General features: G+C 52.5%; 23 protein-coding genes. 9 read left to right on the forward strand and 14 right to left on the reverse strand.

Annotation, left to right across the window (positions count from 1 at the left end; all coding sequences use genetic code 11):
- Positions 1–4 precede the first annotated feature (4 nt).
- The 3 genes from RBH92_RS10260 to RBH92_RS10270 all read left to right on the forward strand — a co-directional run bounded on the left by RBH92_RS10260 (position 5) and on the right by RBH92_RS10270 (position 3389).
- Positions 5–769: a hypothetical protein gene (locus tag RBH92_RS10260; protein ID WP_307931964.1), complete on the forward strand. Its 765-nt coding sequence runs from the start codon at positions 5–7 to the stop codon at positions 767–769.
- A complete protein-coding gene (locus RBH92_RS10265; RefSeq protein ID WP_307931965.1) occupies positions 766–2826 on the forward strand; it encodes a protein kinase domain-containing protein in 2061 nt (686 codons plus the stop codon). The genes RBH92_RS10260 and RBH92_RS10265 overlap by 4 nt, the downstream gene beginning before the upstream one ends.
- A gap of 116 nt (positions 2827–2942) precedes the next feature.
- Positions 2943–3389: a phosphate-starvation-inducible PsiE family protein gene (locus tag RBH92_RS10270; protein WP_307931966.1), complete on the forward strand. Its 447-nt coding sequence runs from the start codon at positions 2943–2945 to the stop codon at positions 3387–3389.
- 50 nt (positions 3390–3439) lie between these two features.
- Here the strand turns inward: RBH92_RS10270 and rdgB are convergent, their stop codons facing one another.
- The 4 genes from rdgB to RBH92_RS10290 form a co-directional block, all read right to left on the reverse strand.
- Positions 3440–4036 (reverse strand): RdgB/HAM1 family non-canonical purine NTP pyrophosphatase, encoded by a 597-nt coding sequence (rdgB, locus tag RBH92_RS10275; protein WP_374049969.1) that lies wholly within the window; start codon positions 4034–4036, stop codon positions 3440–3442.
- A gap of 2 nt (positions 4037–4038) precedes the next feature.
- On the reverse strand, positions 4039–4761 hold the full coding sequence (gene rph, locus RBH92_RS10280; RefSeq protein WP_292923032.1) for a ribonuclease PH: 723 nt from the start codon (positions 4759–4761) through the stop codon (positions 4039–4041).
- A 20-nt stretch (positions 4762–4781) separates the two neighbouring features.
- A complete protein-coding gene (gene map, locus RBH92_RS10285) occupies positions 4782–5588 on the reverse strand; it encodes a type I methionyl aminopeptidase (RefSeq protein WP_307931967.1) in 807 nt (268 codons plus the stop codon).
- A gap of 86 nt (positions 5589–5674) precedes the next feature.
- Positions 5675–6265, reverse strand: a complete 591-nt coding sequence (locus RBH92_RS10290) for an SPOR domain-containing protein (RefSeq protein WP_292923030.1) — start codon at positions 6263–6265, stop codon at positions 5675–5677.
- 134 nt (positions 6266–6399) lie between these two features.
- Here RBH92_RS10290 and RBH92_RS10295 point away from each other — a divergent pair, with 134 nt between their 5' ends.
- The gene (locus RBH92_RS10295) at positions 6400–7059 is read left to right on the forward strand and encodes a c-type cytochrome (protein WP_307931968.1); all 660 of its coding nucleotides are present in this window, start codon (positions 6400–6402) and stop codon (positions 7057–7059) included.
- A gap of 62 nt (positions 7060–7121) precedes the next feature.
- Here RBH92_RS10295 and hemL read toward each other — a convergent pair whose 3' ends face one another.
- The 3 genes from hemL to thiD form a co-directional block, all read right to left on the reverse strand.
- Complete coding sequence (gene hemL, locus RBH92_RS10300; RefSeq protein WP_307931969.1) at positions 7122–8402, reverse strand: glutamate-1-semialdehyde 2,1-aminomutase; 1281 nt, start codon at positions 8400–8402, stop codon at positions 7122–7124.
- 18 nt (positions 8403–8420) lie between these two features.
- On the reverse strand, positions 8421–9092 hold the full coding sequence (thiE, locus tag RBH92_RS10305; RefSeq protein WP_307931970.1) for a thiamine phosphate synthase: 672 nt from the start codon (positions 9090–9092) through the stop codon (positions 8421–8423).
- A gap of 105 nt (positions 9093–9197) precedes the next feature.
- Complete coding sequence (gene thiD, locus RBH92_RS10310) at positions 9198–10055, reverse strand: bifunctional hydroxymethylpyrimidine kinase/phosphomethylpyrimidine kinase (RefSeq protein WP_307931971.1); 858 nt, start codon at positions 10053–10055, stop codon at positions 9198–9200.
- Positions 10056–10107: 52 nt separating this feature from the next.
- Between thiD and RBH92_RS10315 the strand changes: the two genes are divergently transcribed.
- Both RBH92_RS10315 and gloA read left to right on the forward strand, forming a co-directional pair.
- Positions 10108–10296: a rubredoxin gene (locus RBH92_RS10315; RefSeq protein WP_292923021.1), complete on the forward strand. Its 189-nt coding sequence runs from the start codon at positions 10108–10110 to the stop codon at positions 10294–10296.
- Positions 10297–10692 (forward strand): lactoylglutathione lyase, encoded by a 396-nt coding sequence (gene gloA, locus RBH92_RS10320; RefSeq protein WP_307931972.1) that lies wholly within the window; start codon positions 10297–10299, stop codon positions 10690–10692.
- A gap of 49 nt (positions 10693–10741) precedes the next feature.
- Here gloA and RBH92_RS10325 read toward each other — a convergent pair whose 3' ends face one another.
- Together RBH92_RS10325 and apaG are read right to left on the reverse strand one after the other, a co-directional pair.
- On the reverse strand, positions 10742–11446 hold the full coding sequence (locus RBH92_RS10325; RefSeq protein ID WP_307931973.1) for an SAM-dependent methyltransferase: 705 nt from the start codon (positions 11444–11446) through the stop codon (positions 10742–10744).
- Between the two features lie 51 nt (positions 11447–11497).
- On the reverse strand, positions 11498–11881 hold the full coding sequence (gene apaG / locus RBH92_RS10330; protein ID WP_307931974.1) for a Co2+/Mg2+ efflux protein ApaG: 384 nt from the start codon (positions 11879–11881) through the stop codon (positions 11498–11500).
- Between the two features lie 161 nt (positions 11882–12042).
- Between apaG and rpe the strand changes: the two genes are divergently transcribed.
- From rpe to trpE, 3 genes are read left to right on the forward strand one after another with little or no spacing between them, the layout of a single operon-like run.
- On the forward strand, positions 12043–12723 hold the full coding sequence (rpe, locus tag RBH92_RS10335; protein ID WP_292923014.1) for a ribulose-phosphate 3-epimerase: 681 nt from the start codon (positions 12043–12045) through the stop codon (positions 12721–12723).
- Positions 12724–12759: 36 nt separating this feature from the next.
- A complete protein-coding gene (locus tag RBH92_RS10340) occupies positions 12760–13488 on the forward strand; it encodes a phosphoglycolate phosphatase (protein WP_307931975.1) in 729 nt (242 codons plus the stop codon).
- 9 nt (positions 13489–13497) lie between these two features.
- Positions 13498–14970: an anthranilate synthase component I gene (gene trpE, locus RBH92_RS10345; protein WP_307931976.1), complete on the forward strand. Its 1473-nt coding sequence runs from the start codon at positions 13498–13500 to the stop codon at positions 14968–14970.
- Positions 14971–15045: 75 nt separating this feature from the next.
- Here trpE and RBH92_RS10350 read toward each other — a convergent pair whose 3' ends face one another.
- The 5 genes from RBH92_RS10350 to sucC all read right to left on the reverse strand — a co-directional run bounded on the left by RBH92_RS10350 (position 15046) and on the right by sucC (position 19653).
- Positions 15046–15636, reverse strand: a complete 591-nt coding sequence (locus RBH92_RS10350) for a CBS domain-containing protein (protein ID WP_292923009.1) — start codon at positions 15634–15636, stop codon at positions 15046–15048.
- Positions 15637–15760: 124 nt separating this feature from the next.
- Complete coding sequence (dacB, locus tag RBH92_RS10355) at positions 15761–17203, reverse strand: D-alanyl-D-alanine carboxypeptidase/D-alanyl-D-alanine endopeptidase (protein WP_307931977.1); 1443 nt, start codon at positions 17201–17203, stop codon at positions 15761–15763.
- A 14-nt stretch (positions 17204–17217) separates the two neighbouring features.
- Positions 17218–17538, reverse strand: a complete 321-nt coding sequence (locus RBH92_RS10360) for a hypothetical protein (protein WP_307931978.1) — start codon at positions 17536–17538, stop codon at positions 17218–17220.
- Between the two features lie 30 nt (positions 17539–17568).
- Positions 17569–18444, reverse strand: coding sequence for a succinate--CoA ligase subunit alpha (gene sucD / locus RBH92_RS10365; RefSeq protein WP_307931979.1), 876 nt, complete (start codon positions 18442–18444; stop codon positions 17569–17571).
- An 18-nt stretch (positions 18445–18462) separates the two neighbouring features.
- Positions 18463–19653 carry an ADP-forming succinate--CoA ligase subunit beta gene (gene sucC, locus RBH92_RS10370; RefSeq protein WP_307931980.1) on the reverse strand — a complete coding sequence of 397 codons (1191 nt, stop codon included), beginning with the start codon at positions 19651–19653 and terminating at the stop codon, positions 18463–18465.
- Positions 19654–19677: the final 24 nt, after the last annotated feature.

Consider the following 19677-nt stretch of genomic DNA (forward strand, 5'->3'; position numbering starts at 1 on the left):
GGCCATGGCGGTGTGCAATCGTATCGCGGCATTGTCTCTGGCCGCTATCCGCATGGCCGCTGCAGGCACCTGCACTGAACCTGCAGTGGTCGCGCGCTGGCTCTATCGTTTCGGTACCGCGCCATGCACTCCGGCAATTGAACGCGATTTCGGTCCCGATGACGATCCGCTGGCAATTTTGAGTTTAACAAAAGGCGCGCATATCCGCCGCCTGCTGGAAGCCGGTTATGACGCTCATTCACTCTCCGGCTGGTATTCTTTTGCGAGAACGGCGCTCCCGCAGCAGCTTTCCACCGCTTGCAAGCTGTATGTCAGTCCAAAACCGGAAGCCTTAAGCGATGCTTTCCCTATCATCGCTGAACAGTTTGTTCGCACCGAAGTCCGGTCTTTTAAAGTCGGACGAGGCATCGAAGGGTTATTGCGACCCGATAAAATCGTCGCTTACTTTGATAACGATGCTCACATGCTGCAGGTCGCGGCAGCGCTTGACCAATCATTGCAAGATTGTCCGGTGCAAGGCGTACCATTCACTGCAGAAATTGCCGGAAACGGTTTGGTTTCCTCTGGAATCGATCCTCCCGTGGGAGCATCGGCGGTCAGTTGGCGATCCTGGATAACCAAACGCCTGGCGGCCAGTCTGGTTATATCCGCTGCGGATCCCGGCGCCGATCACGTCGCTATCGCATTAACCGGTCTTCGCAATTCCGGTATTGATTCCGACCGTTGGGTTCCAGTTGCCCAAGATTTCTGGAAAATGAACCCGTCGTGATTCCAGGGTCATTTGATTTTACGACCACGCTATTTGTGTTGCCGCCGGATGCAAAACTGCTGCCGGTTTCCGGGTTGTCACCCCGGCTGCAAGCTAAAATCGGTTATGTTGAGGACGATCAATTCGTTGTCACTCGCCCGGGATTTCGCATCACTACGCGGCTTTTACCCCGTCCCCTTGCCGAACTGATTAAAGAATTTCACACACCGAGTCTACTGACCGATGCAATTTTGCGTTTCAGCCAGACGCACGGCCAGAACCCGATGGCAATGCTCGATATGGCGTTTGACGCGCTGGCGACTCTGGTCGAGATTAGAATTCTGGTTCCGCACGACTCTCCTGATACGCAATCTCCGGAACCGGGTTTCGGCGCCGGGCAGGAATTTGCAGGCTATGAAATCGAAGCACTGGTGCGTTCACTGGAGGACACCGAGATCTACCGCGCCCGGCAAACTGACGGCACATTGATTGCATTGAAAATTTCTCAGGCGAACCGGCCAGCAATTTTCGGCCTATTCGAGAAGGAAGCAAAGATACTGAACCGGCTGCGGGGAATCGATAGTCCACGGTTGCTGGAACACGGCATCCAACAGGAACGTGCATTTATCGCGATGGAATGGTGTGACGGCGTGTCGATCGCAATCGCTGCGCAACGCGCTCGCGCTGCCCGCGACTGGCGCCGACTTCACGGAATCGTCGCAAAAATGCTGCAAGCATACGCCAGACTCCATGCCGGCGGCATCCTTCATGGCGACATACACACCGGCAACTGTTTGGCTGGTGACGACGGACGTATCGTCATTCTTGACTTTGGAAACGCCTGCTTGCTTGATCGAGCTACTGATGCGACCGATCCGTTGCGAACCGGCATTCCGCAATTCTACGATCCGCAGATGGCAAGCGCTTTATTGGACGGACGGATCCCGCCCGCTGCAAGCCCGGCCTCGGAACAGTACGCCATCAGCGTCATGACATATCTCTTACTGACCGGCTTGCACCCGATCGAAACACCGGCAGTTCAAGGGGAACTGCTGCGCAACATCGCGGAACGCCCTCCGCTGCCTTTCGCCAGCCGCGGCGTAGCCGCTTGGCCCCCTGTCGAAACCGTCATTAACCGGGGGTTAGCAAAACAACCCGAACAGCGTTTCCCGGCAGTTGCAGAGTTGGCGCAGGCTTTTGCCGCAGCAGATTGGAAACGGAGAATGCCTCGGCGCTGGCCTGATGCCACTGGTTCCCTGCTCGAGGCAAAGCTTGAAGAAACACGTAATCTCCAGCCATCCAAGGAGCTTCCGCTGCATCGCGCCTGGTTCGCGCTGCGAGCCGCTGTGACTTTGGAAGACACCGAGCTGTTGGCAGCCGCCGATGTTTTAATAGGACAAACCGAGTCCGGCTGGCTGACACCAGCAGTTGCCGCCCGGATTGCGCGAGCGCGTTCGGACACGGTCGCCGAGCGGCAGGCGATTGAAAAATTCGTGGCGGCAGCAGGATTATTGACGGATGAATCCGCGGTTCTCACTGCCATTCTGGCGGCAGCTACCATGATTAGCGGCAGCAGTTTCCGCCACATCGACGTAACGCCTCTGGCCGATTGGGCTTCGCGCAGCCTTGAGTCATTCCAGACGGCCGCCGGTTCTCGCAAAACCGTTGATGATTCAACAGAACCGCTCCGGTTGATGGCGATACTGGCGCTTATCCAGTGCGGCGCCGCGGCCATTCCAACCGATCTGACAGCCCGGCTTGAAGCATTCGGCAAAGCACAAAAGGGGCACATATGGCTCTGGTCGCTGGCGCATGATGTTCTGGCGCAACCGCATTACAAAGCGCGCGCGCTACTGGCAAAGAAACCCAAAGATCCGGTGCTTCGGGTATTTGCATTACTCAGGATGCACCAGCTCACCGGCGATATGCGCTGGGTTCGGGATGCACGGCGCTTGACTGCAAAATACGCCAAAGACGGTTTGCTGGAGAAGCACCTGGCGCTCTTGCTGATCGAACAAGCTGCGCCGCATAACGCCATTCTTCCCCCTTTTTTACAATCCCCGGCATACGCCTTGTAACCCTCATTGCCGCGATCCGGTTAAATGGAACGTAGCCGTCGTGTCACGAAACTTTTATATTGCCGCGTTAGCATTGACGCATCTCAATGGTCATCATGCTTAAACGGGAGAAAATCATGATTCGTCAGGATATTGAAAAAAGAAAGAATGTTTTTTTATTGACTGATAGCGATTGGCACGCGCGCACGATTCAGTTCATTGTCGGTGTTTTGATGCTGGCACTGTATGTGTGGATTGCGGCGGGCGTGCTGAGTTTATTGCTGAACTTGCCGGAAATTCTGAAAAACGGCTGGGCGCAAATTGCCGAGCACATCATCGTCGATATCGTGCTGATCCTGGCCATGCTCGAACTGATTCGAATCCTGCAGTCGTACTTATCGCTGGGGCGCGTCAAAGTGACTTTTATTCTGGATGTCGCACTGGTCGTATTGATCGGGGAACTGATCGGGTTATGGTACAAAGAATACACCTTTGTTGAAGTCGGCCTTCACATCGCCGTCATTACCATGCTGACCTTGTTGCGCATCGTATCGATCCGTTTTTCCCCCAACACCATCGATTGATTAACGCTTCCCAAAGAATCCGCCGGAAATACCGGATCAAAACCCTCTGTCTAAAACTTCCCGGAACGCAATATCTCCGCCAGTTTCGCCAGTGCCTGGCCACGGTGGCTGATGCGATTCTTTTGTCCGGCTGTCAATTCCGCGGAAGTTTTGCCGAATTCGGGCACCCAAAAATAGGGGTCGTAACCAAATCCACCGGCGCCGCGCGGTTGATCGACGATTTCTCCATGCCACGCGCCATCGACAATGATCGGCTGCGGATCTTCGGCATGCCGGAGCAGAACGATCACGCAGTAATAATAAGCACGGCGATCCGCTTTGCCTTGCAGCGCAGAAATTAATTTTTGATTGTTGCGCTCATCGGATTTCGGTTCTCCGGCATAACGAGCGGAATTTACGCCAGGGGAACCGCCCAGCGCGCTGACGCAAATGCCGGAATCGTCCGCCAGCGCGGGTAATCCGGCACAACGGCTCGCATGCCGCGCTTTAATCAAAGCATTTTCGACAAACGTCGGATGCGGCTCGTCAACTTCACCGGCAGCAAACTGCGATTGCGGGATAACCTCGATTGAAAGCGGCGCCAGCAATTCGCCGATTTCCCGTAATTTACCGGGGTTATTGCTGGCGACAACCAATTTCTCCAGCATGCTCACGATTGACTCAGCACCGCTTTTTGGACCGCGATTAATTCCTGGATGCCCTGCTGCGCCATATCGAGCATGGTGTTCAATTCATCGCGGCTGAAAGCAGCGCCTTCGGCAGTTCCCTGCACTTCGATCAGATGCAATCGCCCGGTCATGACGACGTTCATATCGGTGTCGCAGGCGGAATCTTCCGCATAATCCAAATCCAATACCGGCGTGCCTTCAAAAATACCCACCGAAACCGCTGCGACGTGATCAAGGATCGGCGAAGAACCGATGCGTTGCTGATCGAGCAGTTTTTGCGCGGCATCGTGCAGCGCGACGTAAGCGCCGGTGATGCTGGCGGTGCGCGTGCCGCCGTCCGCCTGAATCACGTCGCAATCGATTTGGATGGTGCGTTCACCGAGTTTCTTTAAATCCACCGCAGCGCGCAAAGCCCTGCCGATCAACCGTTGAATCTCCATGGTGCGTCCGGTTTGCTTGCCTTTAGCGGCTTCGCGCTGCATGCGTGAATGCGTCGAACCCGGCAGCATGCCGTATTCGGCAGTCAGCCAGCCCTGGCCCTGCCCCTTCAAAAACGATGGCACTTGCTCGGCAATCGTTGCAGTGCAGACGACTTTGGTATCGCCACACTCGATGAGCACCGAGCCGTCGGCATGTTTGATGTAATGGCGCGTGATTTTGACCGGGCGGATTTGCGCCGGTGTGCGTTGGTAACTGCGTGTCATAGAATTCTTGTGTAATGAGGTTAAGATGCGAAACGATAGGTTGGTTTGGCTGGAGCGCCCGCCGACACGGTCAACACTTCATGACCGTTTTCAGTCACGAGAATGGTGTGCTCCCATTGCGCGGACAAGCTGCCATCTTTAGTGGTAACCGTCCAGCCGTCCGGCAAGTGACGGATAGCGGCTTTTCCGGCGTTGATCATCGGTTCCACGGTAAAAATCATGCCGGATTTGAGTTCCAATCCGGTTCCGGGACGACCGTAATGCAACACTTGCGGATCTTCGTGAAATTTCGCGCCGATACCGTGGCCGCAGAATTCCCTGACTACGCTGTAACCCACACCCTCGGCTAATTTTTGAATGGCGTGACCGATATCGCCCAAATGTTTACCCGGCGCAATTTGATCAATGCCACGCCACATGGCTTCATAAGTAACTTCGCACAATCGTTTGGCTTGAATCGACGGCTCGCCGATATAGAACATCCGGCTGGTATCGCCATGATAGCCTTCGTAGATGACGGTAATGTCGATATTGATGATATCGCCGTTTTTAAGTATTTTTTTGCCGGGCACGCCATGACATATTTGATTATTGACTGACGTGCAAATCGATTTTGGATAGGGTGTATGTCCGGATGGCGCATAATTCAGCGGAGCCGGGATGGTTTTCTGTACATCCACCATATAGTTGTGACAGAGCGTATCCAGTTCTTCCGTCGTAATGCCGGCGGTAACATGGGGAGAAATAAAATCCAGAACCTCCGAGGCTAATCGCCCCGCAATGCGCATTTTCTCGATTTCCTGCGGTGTTTTAATGGTTACCTTCATAAATAAATGTTTCATCCGGATGGATTCATCCTGAAATATCAATATTCAAAATGCCGCTACCATTCAATATTAAGAGATTATCGAATTTAACGTTCGCATTTACCAAAATGTAACTGCGTATCGTCAAACTGTTCTACCAGCTTTTGCATCGAATCCTTGATATCGGGTGTCGGCTCGCGGATCACCATTTTTTTTAGGAGAACCGTACGATGCTCGATTTTTGCAATGCCAATCCCTTTCTTTTCCACTTCTCTAAGCTGTTTGAGCGCGTCGGTCTGATCATAAAACATTCCTAAAGAGATGGCATTCTCCCACTGACTGCCGTCTTTAACACGAAAACTCACAATGCCCAGATTCCTGAGTTTGTTGATTTCACGATTAGCCAGATCTTTATTGGGATACGGTGGAATATAAAGCCAATACAAAGTGGTATCACCGGCTTCCTCCAAACTATAGGCCAAATCGGGTAACAATTCGGCTAATACCGATGTCGCATATTGTATTTGTTCTTCGTAAAAATTGCCCCACATTAAACAATTTTCGTGAGCCGGCACCAGAATAATTTTTTCCGGATTTACCGGCAGCGGAGCGCTTTTATTTCGATCATCCGGGCGGAACTGCGCACTGGCAAATAATGCAACATTCACTATCAGCAGGATAATAAAGATTATTCTCATTGAAAAATAAAATATTAAATAACAACAACCCTATTAATTTTGTTGTTAACGCGCTTTTGCCTTGCTAAAATACGCCGTTATTTCACAAATACACCAACTAACTTTTAGATGCCTTTAAAAACGGAATAAGAAACATGAAAATTTTCAAGAATATGGTTTTATTCGCAGCATTATTAGTCGCTGCGCCGATTTCAGCCGAAACGACTTCTGAATCCGATTCCACTGCTCCTGAACCCGCTGCGCCGGCCACGGTTGAAGAGATTGCCGCAGGCACTTGCGCTGGCTGTCATAACGCTGATGGCAATAGTGTCATTCCGATGAATCCTATTCTGGCCGGACAACATCCGGAGTATATCACCAAGCAGTTGATGGATTTTAAGGCAAATGGCGAAGAACCGCCTAAACGCAACAGCCCTGTGATGTCCGCCATGGTCGCGGCACTGTCGCAGGAAGATATGAAAGGATTGGGAGAATACTACGCCAAACAAAAAGCTAATCCCAGCCAAGCGCCCATCGATGAAAAATTGATTGAAGCCGGCAAAGTTATTTATCACGGCGGCAATATCGAAAATGGCATTCCTGCCTGTGCAAGCTGCCATGGCCCGGACGGTTCCGGCATTCCGCCGCATTATCCTGCTGTTGCCGGACAACATGCGGAGTACACACTGTCACAGCTTGATCAATTCAACAAAGGCGATCGCGCTAACGACAACGCCGTCATGCAACAAGTTGTCAGCCGTATGAGCGCAAATGAAAAAAGAGCGGTTTCTGCATACATCGCAACGATTCGCTAAAAAACATTTCACGCAAACAAAAAAGGCGATCTTGAGATCGCCTTTTTTGTTATCCGTTGCTACTACCAATTCTTAAATATTTTATCGGCTGCCGCCAGGGTTTTATCAAGTTCCTTATCGCCATGCGCTGCCGATACAAATCCAGCTTCAAACGCGGATGGCGCAAAATAAACCCCCTCTTCCAGCATAGCGTGAAAGAATCGATTGAAAGCCGCCTTGTCGCACTGCATGACTTCGGCAAAACTGGCAGGGATATCTTTACTGAAATAAAGACCGAACATACCGCCGACCGATTGGGCGCAAAAATCAATGCCGTATTTTTTTGCTGCCGCACTGATACCTTCAACAAGCTGCCGGGTTCTGCTGGATAACTTATCGTAGAAACCCGGCGCTTGAATCAGCTTCAGTGTCGCCGTACCTGCCGCGACGGCAACCGGATTTCCGGAAAGCGTACCCGCTTGATAAACCGGCCCCAGTGGCGCCAAGCATTGCATAATGTCACGCCGCCCGCCGAATGCAGCCATCGGCATGCCGCCGCCGATCACTTTACCCAATGCCGTCAGATCCGGTTTGATTTGATAAAGTCCTTGCGCACATCCCAATCCAACACGAAATCCCGTCATCACTTCATCAAAGATCAATACGGTGCCGTTTTGCGTGCACAATGCGCGTAGCCGCGCCAGAAAATCCGCTTTGGGAGCAATCAGATTCATATTGCCCGCGACCGGTTCAACAATCACTGCCGCAATTTCTTTACCCCATTTGCTGAAGGCTTCTTCGATGCCGGCCAGATCGTTGTAGTCGAGGACAATGGTATGTCCGGCCGTTTCCGCCGGAACACCGGCGGAGCTTGGATTGCCGAAGGTCAGCGCGCCCGAGCCTGCTTTAACCAGCAACGAATCGTCGTGACCGTGATAGCAACCTTCAAATTTGACGATCTTGCTTCTGCCGGTGAAACCACGCGCCAACCGAATGACACTCATCCCCGCTTCCGTGCCGGAGCTCACCAACCGCACTTGCTCAATTGACGGCACCATTTGGCAAATCAGCTTGGCGATTTCCAGTTCCGCTTCGGTAGGCGCGCCGAAGGTCAAGCCATTCTGTGCCGCAGCCTGCACGGCTTTAACCACATCCGGATGGGCATGACCCAAAATCAGCGGCCCCCATGAGCCCACATAATCAATATACGATTTACCGTCCGCATCCCAGAAATACGCCCCCTCGCCACGTTGAAAAAAAACCGGCTCCCCGCCTACCGATTTAAAAGCGCGAACGGGAGAATTCACACCGCCTGGAATATATTGCTGAGATTGTTCAAATAGTTGATGATTACGTGAAGTCATTTGATTACTCTTTTAAAATTAATTGGTTGTTAGTAAGTTTCGAAATTCTGCAAATAGTTGCGTGAATCGCATGGCTTGCGCTGTGATATTGCCGCTCATGAATAAATCACCGCACACCGCAACCGCGGCACAGCCGCTTGCGATTACTTGTCTGGCATTGGTCAGCCGGATACCGCCGATCCCCACAATAGGAACCGAAATTTCTCGTTTCGCTTGTCCGACCAGGTATTCGGGAACGGAAACAGCATCAGGCTTTGTCAATGAGGAAAAGAATGCGCCAAAAGCCACATAGTCGGCGCCCTCCCGTTCCGCTTGCTGCGCTCGTTCCAGATCGTTATAGCACGATGCTCCGACAATCTTATCTTTCCCGAAATGCTTCCGCGCTTCAACGACACCGGCATCCTCCCGGCCTACGTGCACACCATCCGCATTAACGGTCAACGCCAGCTCGATGTGATCATTGATAATCAACGGTACCCGGAACTCATTGCAGAGTTGACGCATTAACCCGGCTTGTTCCTTCAGCAAAATGCTATTAGCCGATTTGTTCCGGTACTGAACGAGCCGAACTCCGCCAATCAATGCTTGCCGCGTCTTATCAAGCAACTCGCCGGTATCGGCCAGATCCGGTGTGATTGCGTAAAGCCCGCCGATCATAGGGAAGCCCGGATTCATTGATTGCGCAGACACGCCATTTTGTGAGCAGCGCTCGTTTCCCCGATGATTGGATTAATCTGCCGTTGCATTGCGAGCATCTTGCATTTCGCCGTATTCATCGAACGAGCCGGCGTTTCTTCAACTTTTCTCAGCAACTGATGCGCCTGTCTCGTCGCCGTCATCTTCGCTATCCCTCGCCCAAAAAAGCCGGTTGGGAATATATTGCCCCATACCGGGACGAAAACCTGCTTGCAACGTATGCCAGGTGTAATCTTGCGCTTCCTGCACGCTCTCCGTGATGGGCAATCCGTTGGCTAAAAAGGCTGCAATCGCGGATGCCAGCGTACAACCCGAGCCATGATAGGTATTGACAAGCCGCTCCCAGTGATCGGATCGCACAACACCGTCACTTGCAAATAAAGTATTGGTCACTTGAGCGGTATTTTCATGAGTACCCGTAATCAACACATATTCGCATCCCAGATCCAGCAACCGCTGCGCGCATACGCTTAAATCCAGTTTCGTCACATGACTATCGTTTTCCAGTTGCGCCAGATGCCGCGCTTCCAGACTATTGGGCGTTAAAATCGTCACCTGCGGCAATAATAACTCGCGCATGGCATCAATCATTTCTTCGCTTGCCAGTTCATCACCGCGGCCGGAAGTCAGAACGGGATCCATCACCAATGGAATCTGCGGATAATCGGAAATCACCTCCGCGATCGTCGCGATAATCTCAACGCTGCCTAACAATCCGATCTTGAAAACTTGAACAGGCATATCTTCAAGCACTGCTCTGGCCTGATCCGCAACCCATTCCGGATCAAGCGGCATGACATCCTCGACACCGGCAGTATCCTGAACGGTAATGGCTGTCATCACTGACAACGGATGACAGCCCAGACTGGCAATAGTCAGCAAGTCTGCTTGAAGACCTGCTCCGCCACTGGGATCATTGGCTGCAAAAGAAAGTACAATTGGGGGTGGCTGTAACATGCATTAATACCGTAAAATGTCATTTTAACCTAAAAGGAAGTTGCTATCTATCATGCCAACCGATGAGAATCGTGAGTACAATCAATACATGTGCTTAATTTGCGGTTATATCTATGATGAAGCCGCAGGAGCGCCGGATGAAGGTATCGCACCGGGCACGCGCTGGGAAGATGTGCCGATCAATTGGACTTGCCCCGAATGCGGCGCGCGTAAAGATGATTTTGAAATGGTAAAAATATAAATGCGCATTCTGCATACCATGCTTCGTGTCGGCAATCTTGAAAAATCCCTGGCTTTTTATACGCAAGTATTAGGAATGAAGCTGCTGCGCCGCAAAGATTATCCCGACGGCAGGTTTACGCTGGCTTTCGTTGGCTTCCAGGATGAAGCAAGCGGCGCTGTTCTGGAATTGACGCACAATTGGGACACCGCTTCGTATAATCTGGGAGAAGGCTACGGCCATATCGCCATTGAAGTCGATGATGCTTACCAAGCCTGCGAAAACACTAAAAAACTGGGCGGCAAGGTTACTCGTGAAGCCGGACCGATGAAGCATGGTACGACAGTTATTGCGTTTATCGAAGACCCGGATGGCTATAAAATAGAATTTATACAGAAAAAATTCCCGGATCAGTAATCTGCGTCATTGATTATCCGGGCACAACCCGCGACAACCCGGATACCGCCTAACCATGCAATAGAAAAATGGTCGGTATTTTATTGATATCCGGCAAGTTTTTCCGCCACTCTTTGGCCGTTCTGGTCGCAATCATCTCGCTGGAAAAAGTAAGATGACTGGCGATGCATAAATCGGTCGTATCGCGGCATACACTCACCAATTGCTCCAGTAATTTCTGATTACGGTACGGCGCTTCAATAAAAATCTGTGTCTGTTGCAGACTGGCTGATAACTTTTCCAATTCCATGATTTTCTGAACCCGCGCGGCGCTCTCGACCGGCAAGTACCCATGAAAAGCAAAACACTGGCCGTTCAAACCCGATGCCATCAACGCCAGCAGAATGGAAGATGGTCCGACCAAAGGCATCACGGCAATGTTATTTTTATGCGCCAGCCGGATTAATTCCGCGCCAGGATCCGCCACTGCCGGACACCCGGCCTCTGATAACAACCCCACATCGTGGCCTGCCAATAAGGGCTGAAGTAATCCCGGTAAATCTTTACTGGGCGTATGCTCATTGAGTATTTGCATCTGCAATGCCTGCAATGGCTGCTCGCAACCGATTTGCTTGAGAAATTGCCGCGCGGTTTTAGGATGCTCCACGATAAAATGACTCAATCCGGCAACGCATTGCTGTACTGCCGCCGGCAGCACCCAAGCGATATTTTCCTGGCTGATGGGCGATGGAATGAGATAGAGCGTGCCGGCCATCAGAGCAACAGTGCAAAGCGATCATCAAACATAAAAAAGCAAATAGCGATTCTAATGCAGTATCCTGGGTACGCTCAGTATGAATTCCGGGATGGCCACATCAAAATGAACGCCATCCTCCGCCGCCATCTGATAACTGCCCTTCATCGATCCAACCGAGGTTGAGATCACCGTTCCACTGGTGTATTCAAAGCTGTCGCCGGGCTTAAGCAGCGGTTGCTCGCCGACGACCCCCAACCCCCGCACCTCCTGCGTCGTGCCATCGCCATTGTTGATGATCCAATGCCTGCTGATCAATTGTGTGGCGACCGTGCCATTATTGGCAATCGTGATGGTGTAGGCAAACACATGCCGATCGGCTTCCTCATCCGATTGATCCGGTAAATAGGCGGTTCGAACAGTAATATCGATTTCGTATTTATTTTCTTCGGACATTTGTTGATTCCTGTCATTAGCTCATTCTTTCAGGTAGTGTACCAAGAAAAAACAAAAAAACGGATTAGCCGGATGAAATTCGTATCCGCTTGCACTCTTTCACGCGCAAACGAGCAATTAAGGTTAAAATAAACGATTTGATTTCAATTGAGAGGTTTTTCATGTTTCGCTTAGCACCCAGCATTCTGTCCGCCAATTTTGCAAAACTCGGCCAGGAAATTACCGATGTTATCGCTTCCGGCGCGGATATCGTTCATTTTGACGTGATGGATAACCATTATGTCCCCAACCTGACGATCGGCCCTCTGGTCTGCGAAGCAATTCGCCCGGTTACCGACGCCATCATCGATGTGCATTTGATGGTTGAACCGGTTGATCGCATTATCCCCGATTTCGCCAAAGCCGGCGCCAATATCATTTCCTTTCACCCGGAAGCATCCAACCATATCGACCGCACCATTGGTCTAATCAAGGAACAAGGTTGCAAGGCCGGTTTGGTGTTTAACCCGGCAACACCGCTATCGTATTTGGATCATGTGCTCGACAAACTGGATTTGATTCTGATCATGTCGGTCAACCCCGGCTTTGGCGGTCAGAAATTCATTCCGGAAGCGTTGAACAAATTACGCGCTGTCAGAAAACGGCTGGATGACAGCGGCAATAAAAATATCCTGCTGGAGATCGATGGCGGTGTGAAAGTCGATAACATTGCAGAAATTGCACGTGCCGGCGCCGACACGTTTGTCGCTGGATCGGCGATCTACAATGCCGGCAAAGATACCGACCCACACCGCTACGACAGTGTTGTCGCGGCATTCCGCGCCGAACTGGCAAAAGTCTAAGCAGTTAATTATTTTCGTTTAATTTTTTACACGTTCATGAACCCAAGTTTTTCTTCGAATACCGTGGCTTCCTCCAGAAAAATTGATTTCCCGATTGCGGTCAAGGTAATCATGATCGATTTGGATGGCACATTGCTAAACACTGCGGACGATCTTGCGTTGTCCGCCAACCTGATGCTCAGGGATTTAGGAATGCCGGAACAGTCGACCGAAACCATCCGTTCTTATATCGGAAAAGGCATACAAAAGCTGGTCAAGCGTACCCTGACCGGCGATCTCGATGGCGAACCCGATGCAGCTTTGTTTGCCAAAGCGCTGCCGATTTATGAAAAGCACTATGCCGAAAATTTGAGCTTGAACACACGCCCCTATCCGGGAGTGGTTGAAGGCGTTAAAGTTCTGCAGCAAGCCGGCTTCCGGCTAGCTTGCATCACCAATAAGGCCGAGGCGTTTACCATTCCGCTGTTAAAAGCAACCGGCCTCTACGATCAATTCGAAATCGTTTTGTCCGGCGATAGCTTACCGAAAAAGAAACCCGATCCGATGCCGCTGACGCATATTTGCAAACATTTCGATGCGCAACCGCACGAAGCGCTGCTGATCGGCGATTCGCTGAACGATGCGATCGCTGCCAGAGCGGCAGGTTGCCATGTGTTTTGCGTAACTTACGGTTATAACGAGGGCCGCAACGTGTACGAGCTGGACTGCGATGCGATCGTCGAATCGCTGGTGGATGCGGCCAAATTGCTCAAACGCTTATCCTGAACAGGCATCATGACCGAAGCGGAATTTAACCAGCTGGCGCAACAAGGATACAACCGCATCCCGATAGTCCTTGAAACTTTTGCCGATCTCGACACGCCGCTGTCCATTTACTTGAAACTCGCCAACCAGCCGTACTCGTATTTACTCGAATCGGTTCAGGGCGGCGAGCGGTTCGGACGGTTCTCGATTATCGGTTTACCGGCCACAGCACGGATCGAGGCGTATGGCAATTCGATCAATACAATCCGGCAGAATGCATCGGCGACAACCATTGCCGATGACCCGCTGGCATTCGTCGAATCCTATCTGCGGCAATTCAAGGCTGCGCCGTGCCAGGCTGGAAAATCACGTTTCCGCGGTGGATTGGCTGGTTATTTCTCCTACGATACCGTGCGTTATATCGAACACAGGCTCAAAGGTCATGCCAAGCCGGATTCCCTGAATACACCGGATATGCTGCTGTTGCTTTCCGAAGAATTAGCAGTGGTCGACAATCTTTCCGGCAAATTGTATCTGATCGTGTACGCCGATCCGGCACAAGCAAACGCTTATCAAACCGGACGCAACCGGTTAAAAGCGTTACTTGCGCAATTACGCCAACCGGCCGCCATTCCTTCCGGAGAAACTGTCGCTTCCGCCGCTGCAGCTTCCGAATTTCCGGAGACGGATTTTAAAGCGGCCGTCGAGCGGGCAAAGCGCTACATTTACGATGGCGACATCATGCAAGTGGTACTGTCGCAGCGCACCAGCAAACCCTATAGCGCTTCTCCGCTGGCGTTATATCGCGCTTTGCGCAGTCTGAACCCATCGCCCTATATGTTTTTCTATCATTTCAAGGATTTCCACGTCGTCGGCGCTTCCCCGGAAATATTGGTGCGCCTGGAAGGTGATGCGGTAACGGTGCGGCCGATTGCCGGAACCCGTCCACGCGGCAAGAATCCGCAGGAAGACGCCGATTTGGCGGCGGATCTTTTAGCCGACCCGAAAGAAATCGCCGAGCATGTGATGCTGATGGACCTGGGACGCAACGACATCGGCCGGGTCGCGCAAACCGGAACCGTCAAAGTTACGGAAAAAATGCAAATTGAAAATTACTCGCACGTCATGCACATCGTCTCGAACGTTGAAGGCAAATTAAAATCTGGCTTGAGCGCCATCGACGTACTGCGCGCCACCTTCCCGGCTGGAACGGTCAGCGGCGCCCCCAAAGTACGCGCCATGGAAATCATCGACGAACTGGAAGTATCCAAGCGCGGCGTCTATGCCGGCGCCGTGGGGTATTTGGGATTTAACGGCGACATGGACTTGGCGATCGCCATCCGCACCGGCGTCATCAAGGATGGCATGCTGCACGTTCAAGCCGGCGCCGGCATTGTCGCCGACTCGGTGCCGCAAAACGAATGGGTGGAAACGCAGAACAAAGCCAAAGCGGTGTTACGCGCGGCGGAACTGGCCGAGAACGGTCTCGACAGCAAGCTCTAGTAAGAAAGTGGTATTAATCCAGCAATAACAAAGCCAGCTTATGAGCACATCACAAGCTGGTTTTTTGTTTTCAGGCTAACTCGCAATCAATGTCGATTCAATTTCCGCAAAACTCTTCGCCACATTGTTTTGCGGAATCATCATACCCAGCTGCTTTTCAATTTGAGTCCAGGAAAAGATCCCGCAAATTCTTGGTAGACCAATAGTCTGATCGTCAATCACCAATGCATGCAACCGGCCGCTTTCACGCAGACTGGCGACAACATTGCCGACTCGCGCATGCATCACTTCTTCCAGGGAAATCGCTTCCAGCTTATCCAGCGGTGTCATGATATCCGCTACTAGAATTTCATTGTGCTTCACGCCGCGTTCCTGAATAAAACGCATCGGTTTCTCGCCAAGAATATCGGTAGCCGTGATAATCCCGGCTAACGTGTTGTCATTGCTCATGACCAGCAATGTCCGCACACCGCGCTGCATCATGTAAGTATTGGCGATTTCCATCGGAGTGCTTGGCGCAATCACTGCTGCGTGGATGGAACGCAGATCTGTCATGACTTCCGCGGCGGGAGAATCGAATGTAACCGGACTGGGCGGCAAGGGGCGGGAGATATGGACGGTTCCGGACAGATACTGTACGGCGAGGGATTTATATTCATTCATCATTTTGTGTACTCCTCAAACTGGAATTGAAGGGATTCACCTGATTTCAAAATAGATGGTCTACCTTGAGCAAGCACTCTACGCCGAAAAGAAATTGGAATCAATAGGCCTATTCGGGTCAGGGGAATTACGGCCGGCTATAAAGCCATTGCACCAATGCATCCACGGCCACACGCGACTGCCCGGCCTGATCGTGATTCACGAAAAACACGATGACGATGCGCCGCCCGGCCTTATCCAGCATATATCCCGCCAACCCGCGCACGTTATTCAATGCGCCGGTTTTCATATGCGCCAGCCCTTTCACCGCTGTCCCGGCAAAGCGGTTTCTCAAGGTGCCGTCAACCGCCGCGATCGGCATCGACGACATGAATTCTGGCATCACCGGACTATTAAATGCCGCCAAGAGCAGTTGCCCCATGTGCCGCGCACTGATGCGTTCCTTGCGCGACAATCCGGAGCCGTTCTCAACCACCAGTTCGGGAAAATTCAGTTGCTTACCGGCCAACCACTGCCGGACAGCCGCATCCGATTTCGCCAGCGTTGCCGGTGATTGCTGCGCGGCATTTTCTCCCGTTCCCAACGCCAGATACAACTGCCGCGCGGCAATGTTATTGCTGAATTTATTGATGCCGCGCACGATCTCCGCCAAAGGCGGTGACTGATAGATTTTTAACGGTGTCAAACCGGACGGCGCCCGCCCCACGATGACATCGCCATGAAACATGCCGCCTTGTTGCGCCCACAAGCGCTTAAACAAATCGCGCGTGTAGATCGCGCTCTTCTGCAAACTCAGCATGTACGACTGCTTGCCGCAATGCTGCGAGAAATTACCCTTCAGCACCACAGTAAAATCATTATCCTGGCTTTTACCGGACAAAACATCGATCGTCAGTGCATTCTGCCAATCACTGCAGCCGCCTTGTGTCAGCTTTAAATGATTCTGTACCTGAATCGAGTCCGGCAGCGGATCGATGACCACCCGCACGGCATTTTTCTCGGGCTGCGGAAACAAATGAATCGTCGATGTGCGGTAATTGATCAGCAATGCTTCCGGAATGATGTTGTAGGTGCGGTACGGCTGACCGTCGAAATCGCCCGGATGATCATCCGGAATCTGATAATGACTGTTATCCAGCACCAGATTTCCTTTGATTTCATGCAATCCGGTTTGTCGTAAGCGGTGAATCAGCAGCCAGAAATTTTCCAGATCCAGCTTCGGATCGCCATAGCCCTTGATCACCAAATCACCGTGCAACACACCATCGATAATCGCTCCATCCGCGTACAGCATCGTCGGCCAGGTATATGCCGGACCCAATAATTCCAGCCCGGCATACGTCGTCAGCAATTTCATCACCGACGCCGGATTCATGGCGGTATCGGCATTCATCGTGAGCAGCGGTTCGCGCGCGCCGGTCTCATGCACATAAACACCGACTGCGGTTTCCGGAATCGCCAATTGCTGCAGCTTCTGCTTGACGATCGACGGTAATTCAGCGGCGGCAACCGGTGATGCCAAGACCATCAGCCACACCAGCAAACCCAGGTGCCCTTTCATAGTGACCATCGGAATGAAATTGCTTATTTCGTGCCTTTGCACATCATGAAACCGTCGTCCCAGCCCATGCGGTATTGCCCGTCCTTGTCGTAGCGATTGAGATCCTTGAACGCCCAACTGGTATTTTTGGCGGTCTCGCAACCGTCGATATAGCCTTGCTGCACTTCGGCCGGGTAGCCGGTCAGGTTGTATTTGGGCTTGGCGCTTTGCGGCAGCGGTCCCGCGGGCCGCTCCGGTTTCTTGCCGGGTAGCGGCAACTGCTGCTTACCGGGCATTGGGGTAGTGCTGCAAGCGGAGACAATGAGTGCGAAAAAAATGACAAAAAAAGATAAGCGAAAACGCATGAAAAAACCCTTTGACAAAAAATAACGTAATTACAAAACCGATTTCAGCAGCTTGCCCATTTCCGCCGGATTGCGCGTGACTTTGATGCCGCAGGCTTCCATTACTTCGAGTTTCTCCTGCGCCGTGCCCTTGCCGCCGGAAATGATCGCCCCGGCGTGTCCCATGCGCTTACCCGGCGGCGCCGTAACACCGGCGATAAAACCGACCACCGGCTTGTGCATGTTGTCCTTGATCCAGCGTGCGCAATCCTCTTCGTCGCTGCCACCGATCTCGCCGACCATCAGCACCGCGTCGGTTTCATCGTCGTCGTTGAATAACTGCATCACATCGAGGTGTTTCAAACCATTCACCGGATCGCCGCCGATCCCGATGCAAGTCGACTGCCCCAATCCAAGCGCCATCAATTGCGCCACCGCTTCGTAGGTCAATGTGCCGGAGCGCGACACCACGCCGATGCGGCCTTTTTTGTGGATGTAGCCGGGCATGATACCGATCTTGAGTTCGTCCGGCGTGATGATGCCGGGACAATTCGGACCGATCAGCTTGGTTTTTTTGCCTTGCATGTTGTAACGCGTGCGGATCATGTCGCGTACCGGAATGCCTTCGGTGATGCAAATCACCAGATCCAGCTCGGCTTCGACCGCTTCGTCGATCGCTGCAGCGGCAAACGGCGGCGGCACGTAAATCACCGACACATTCGCGCCGGTTTGCTGCTTGGCTTCCTGGACGGTGGCAAATACCGGAATCCCCTCGAAATCCTCGCCGGGTTTGCGCGGATTCACGCCAGCCACGAAACATTCCTTGCCGTTGGCATAGTCGCGGCACATGCGGGTATGAAATTGTCCGGTCTTACCGGTAATGCCTTGGGTGATGACACGGCTGTTGCGATTGATCAGAATAGACATGTTGGGCTCCTGTAATGATTAATTCTGACAACCGCACGAAGACGGTTTCGACTTCGCCGCATTCACCGCTTTCTGCGCCGCATCGGCCATATCCGTAGCCGAAATGATCGGCAAGCCGGAATCGGCCAGAATCTGCTTGCCGAGATCGACGTTGGTGCCTTCCAGCCGCACCACCAGCGGCACCGTCAATTGCACTTCGCGCGCCGCCGCGACCACCCCTTGCGCGATGACGTCGCATTTCATGATACCGCCGAAAATATTCACCAGAATCGCCTGCAATTTGGGATTGCGCAGCATCAGCTTGAATGCTTCGGTGACTTTTTCCGCCGTGGCGCCGCCGCCGACATCGAGAAAATTCGCCGGATTGCCGCCGTACAGCTTGATGATATCCATCGTCGCCATCGCCAGCCCGGCGCCGTTTACCAGGCAGCCGATATTGCCGTCGAGCGGAATGTACGACAGCTCATGCTTCGCCGCCTCGATCTCGACCGGATCTTCCTCGTCCAGATCGCGCAACGCGACGATGTCGGAATGCCGGTACAGCGCGTTGTCGTCGAAATTCATTTTGGCATCGAGCGCCATCACTTGGTCGCCGTTTACCAAACCCAGCGGATTGATTTCCAGCAGCGACGCATCGGTCTCGTCGAATGCCCGGTACAAGCCTTGCAGCAATGTCACCGCTTGCGGCACGCAAACTGCGGGAATACCGATTTTCCGCGCCACCTCTTCCGCTTGCTGCGGCGTCAGCCCCGCCACCGGATCGATAAATACTTTATGAATCTTGTCCGGTGTTTCCGCCGCAACTTTCTCGATATCCATACCACCCTTGGAGCTCGCCATCAAACACACTCGCTGCTGACGCCGGTCGACCACCATACCGGCGTAGTATTCCTTGTCGATCTTCACGCCTTGCTCGATGAATAGCCGGTGCACGATCCGCCCCTCCGGTCCGGTCTGATGCGTCACCAGCCGCATCCCCAGAATCTCCCCGGCGCGTTGCCGCACTTCGTCCAGCGACTTTGCCACTTTCACGCCGCCGCCCTTGCCGCGCCCGCCCGCATAAATCTGCGCCTTCACCGCCCAAATATCACCGCCCAACTGCTTGGCGGCATGCACCGCCTCGTCGACACTGAAACACGCGACGCCTTGCGGTGTCGCAACACCGTATTGCCGTAAAATTTCCTTGGCTTGGTATTCGTGGATTTTCATCGGTTTCACTTCTCCCTAAGGTAA

Origin of the sequence: Nitrosomonas sp. sh817 (genome assembly GCF_030908545.1) — a bacterium.
GTDB lineage: Bacteria > Pseudomonadota > Gammaproteobacteria > Burkholderiales > Nitrosomonadaceae > Nitrosomonas.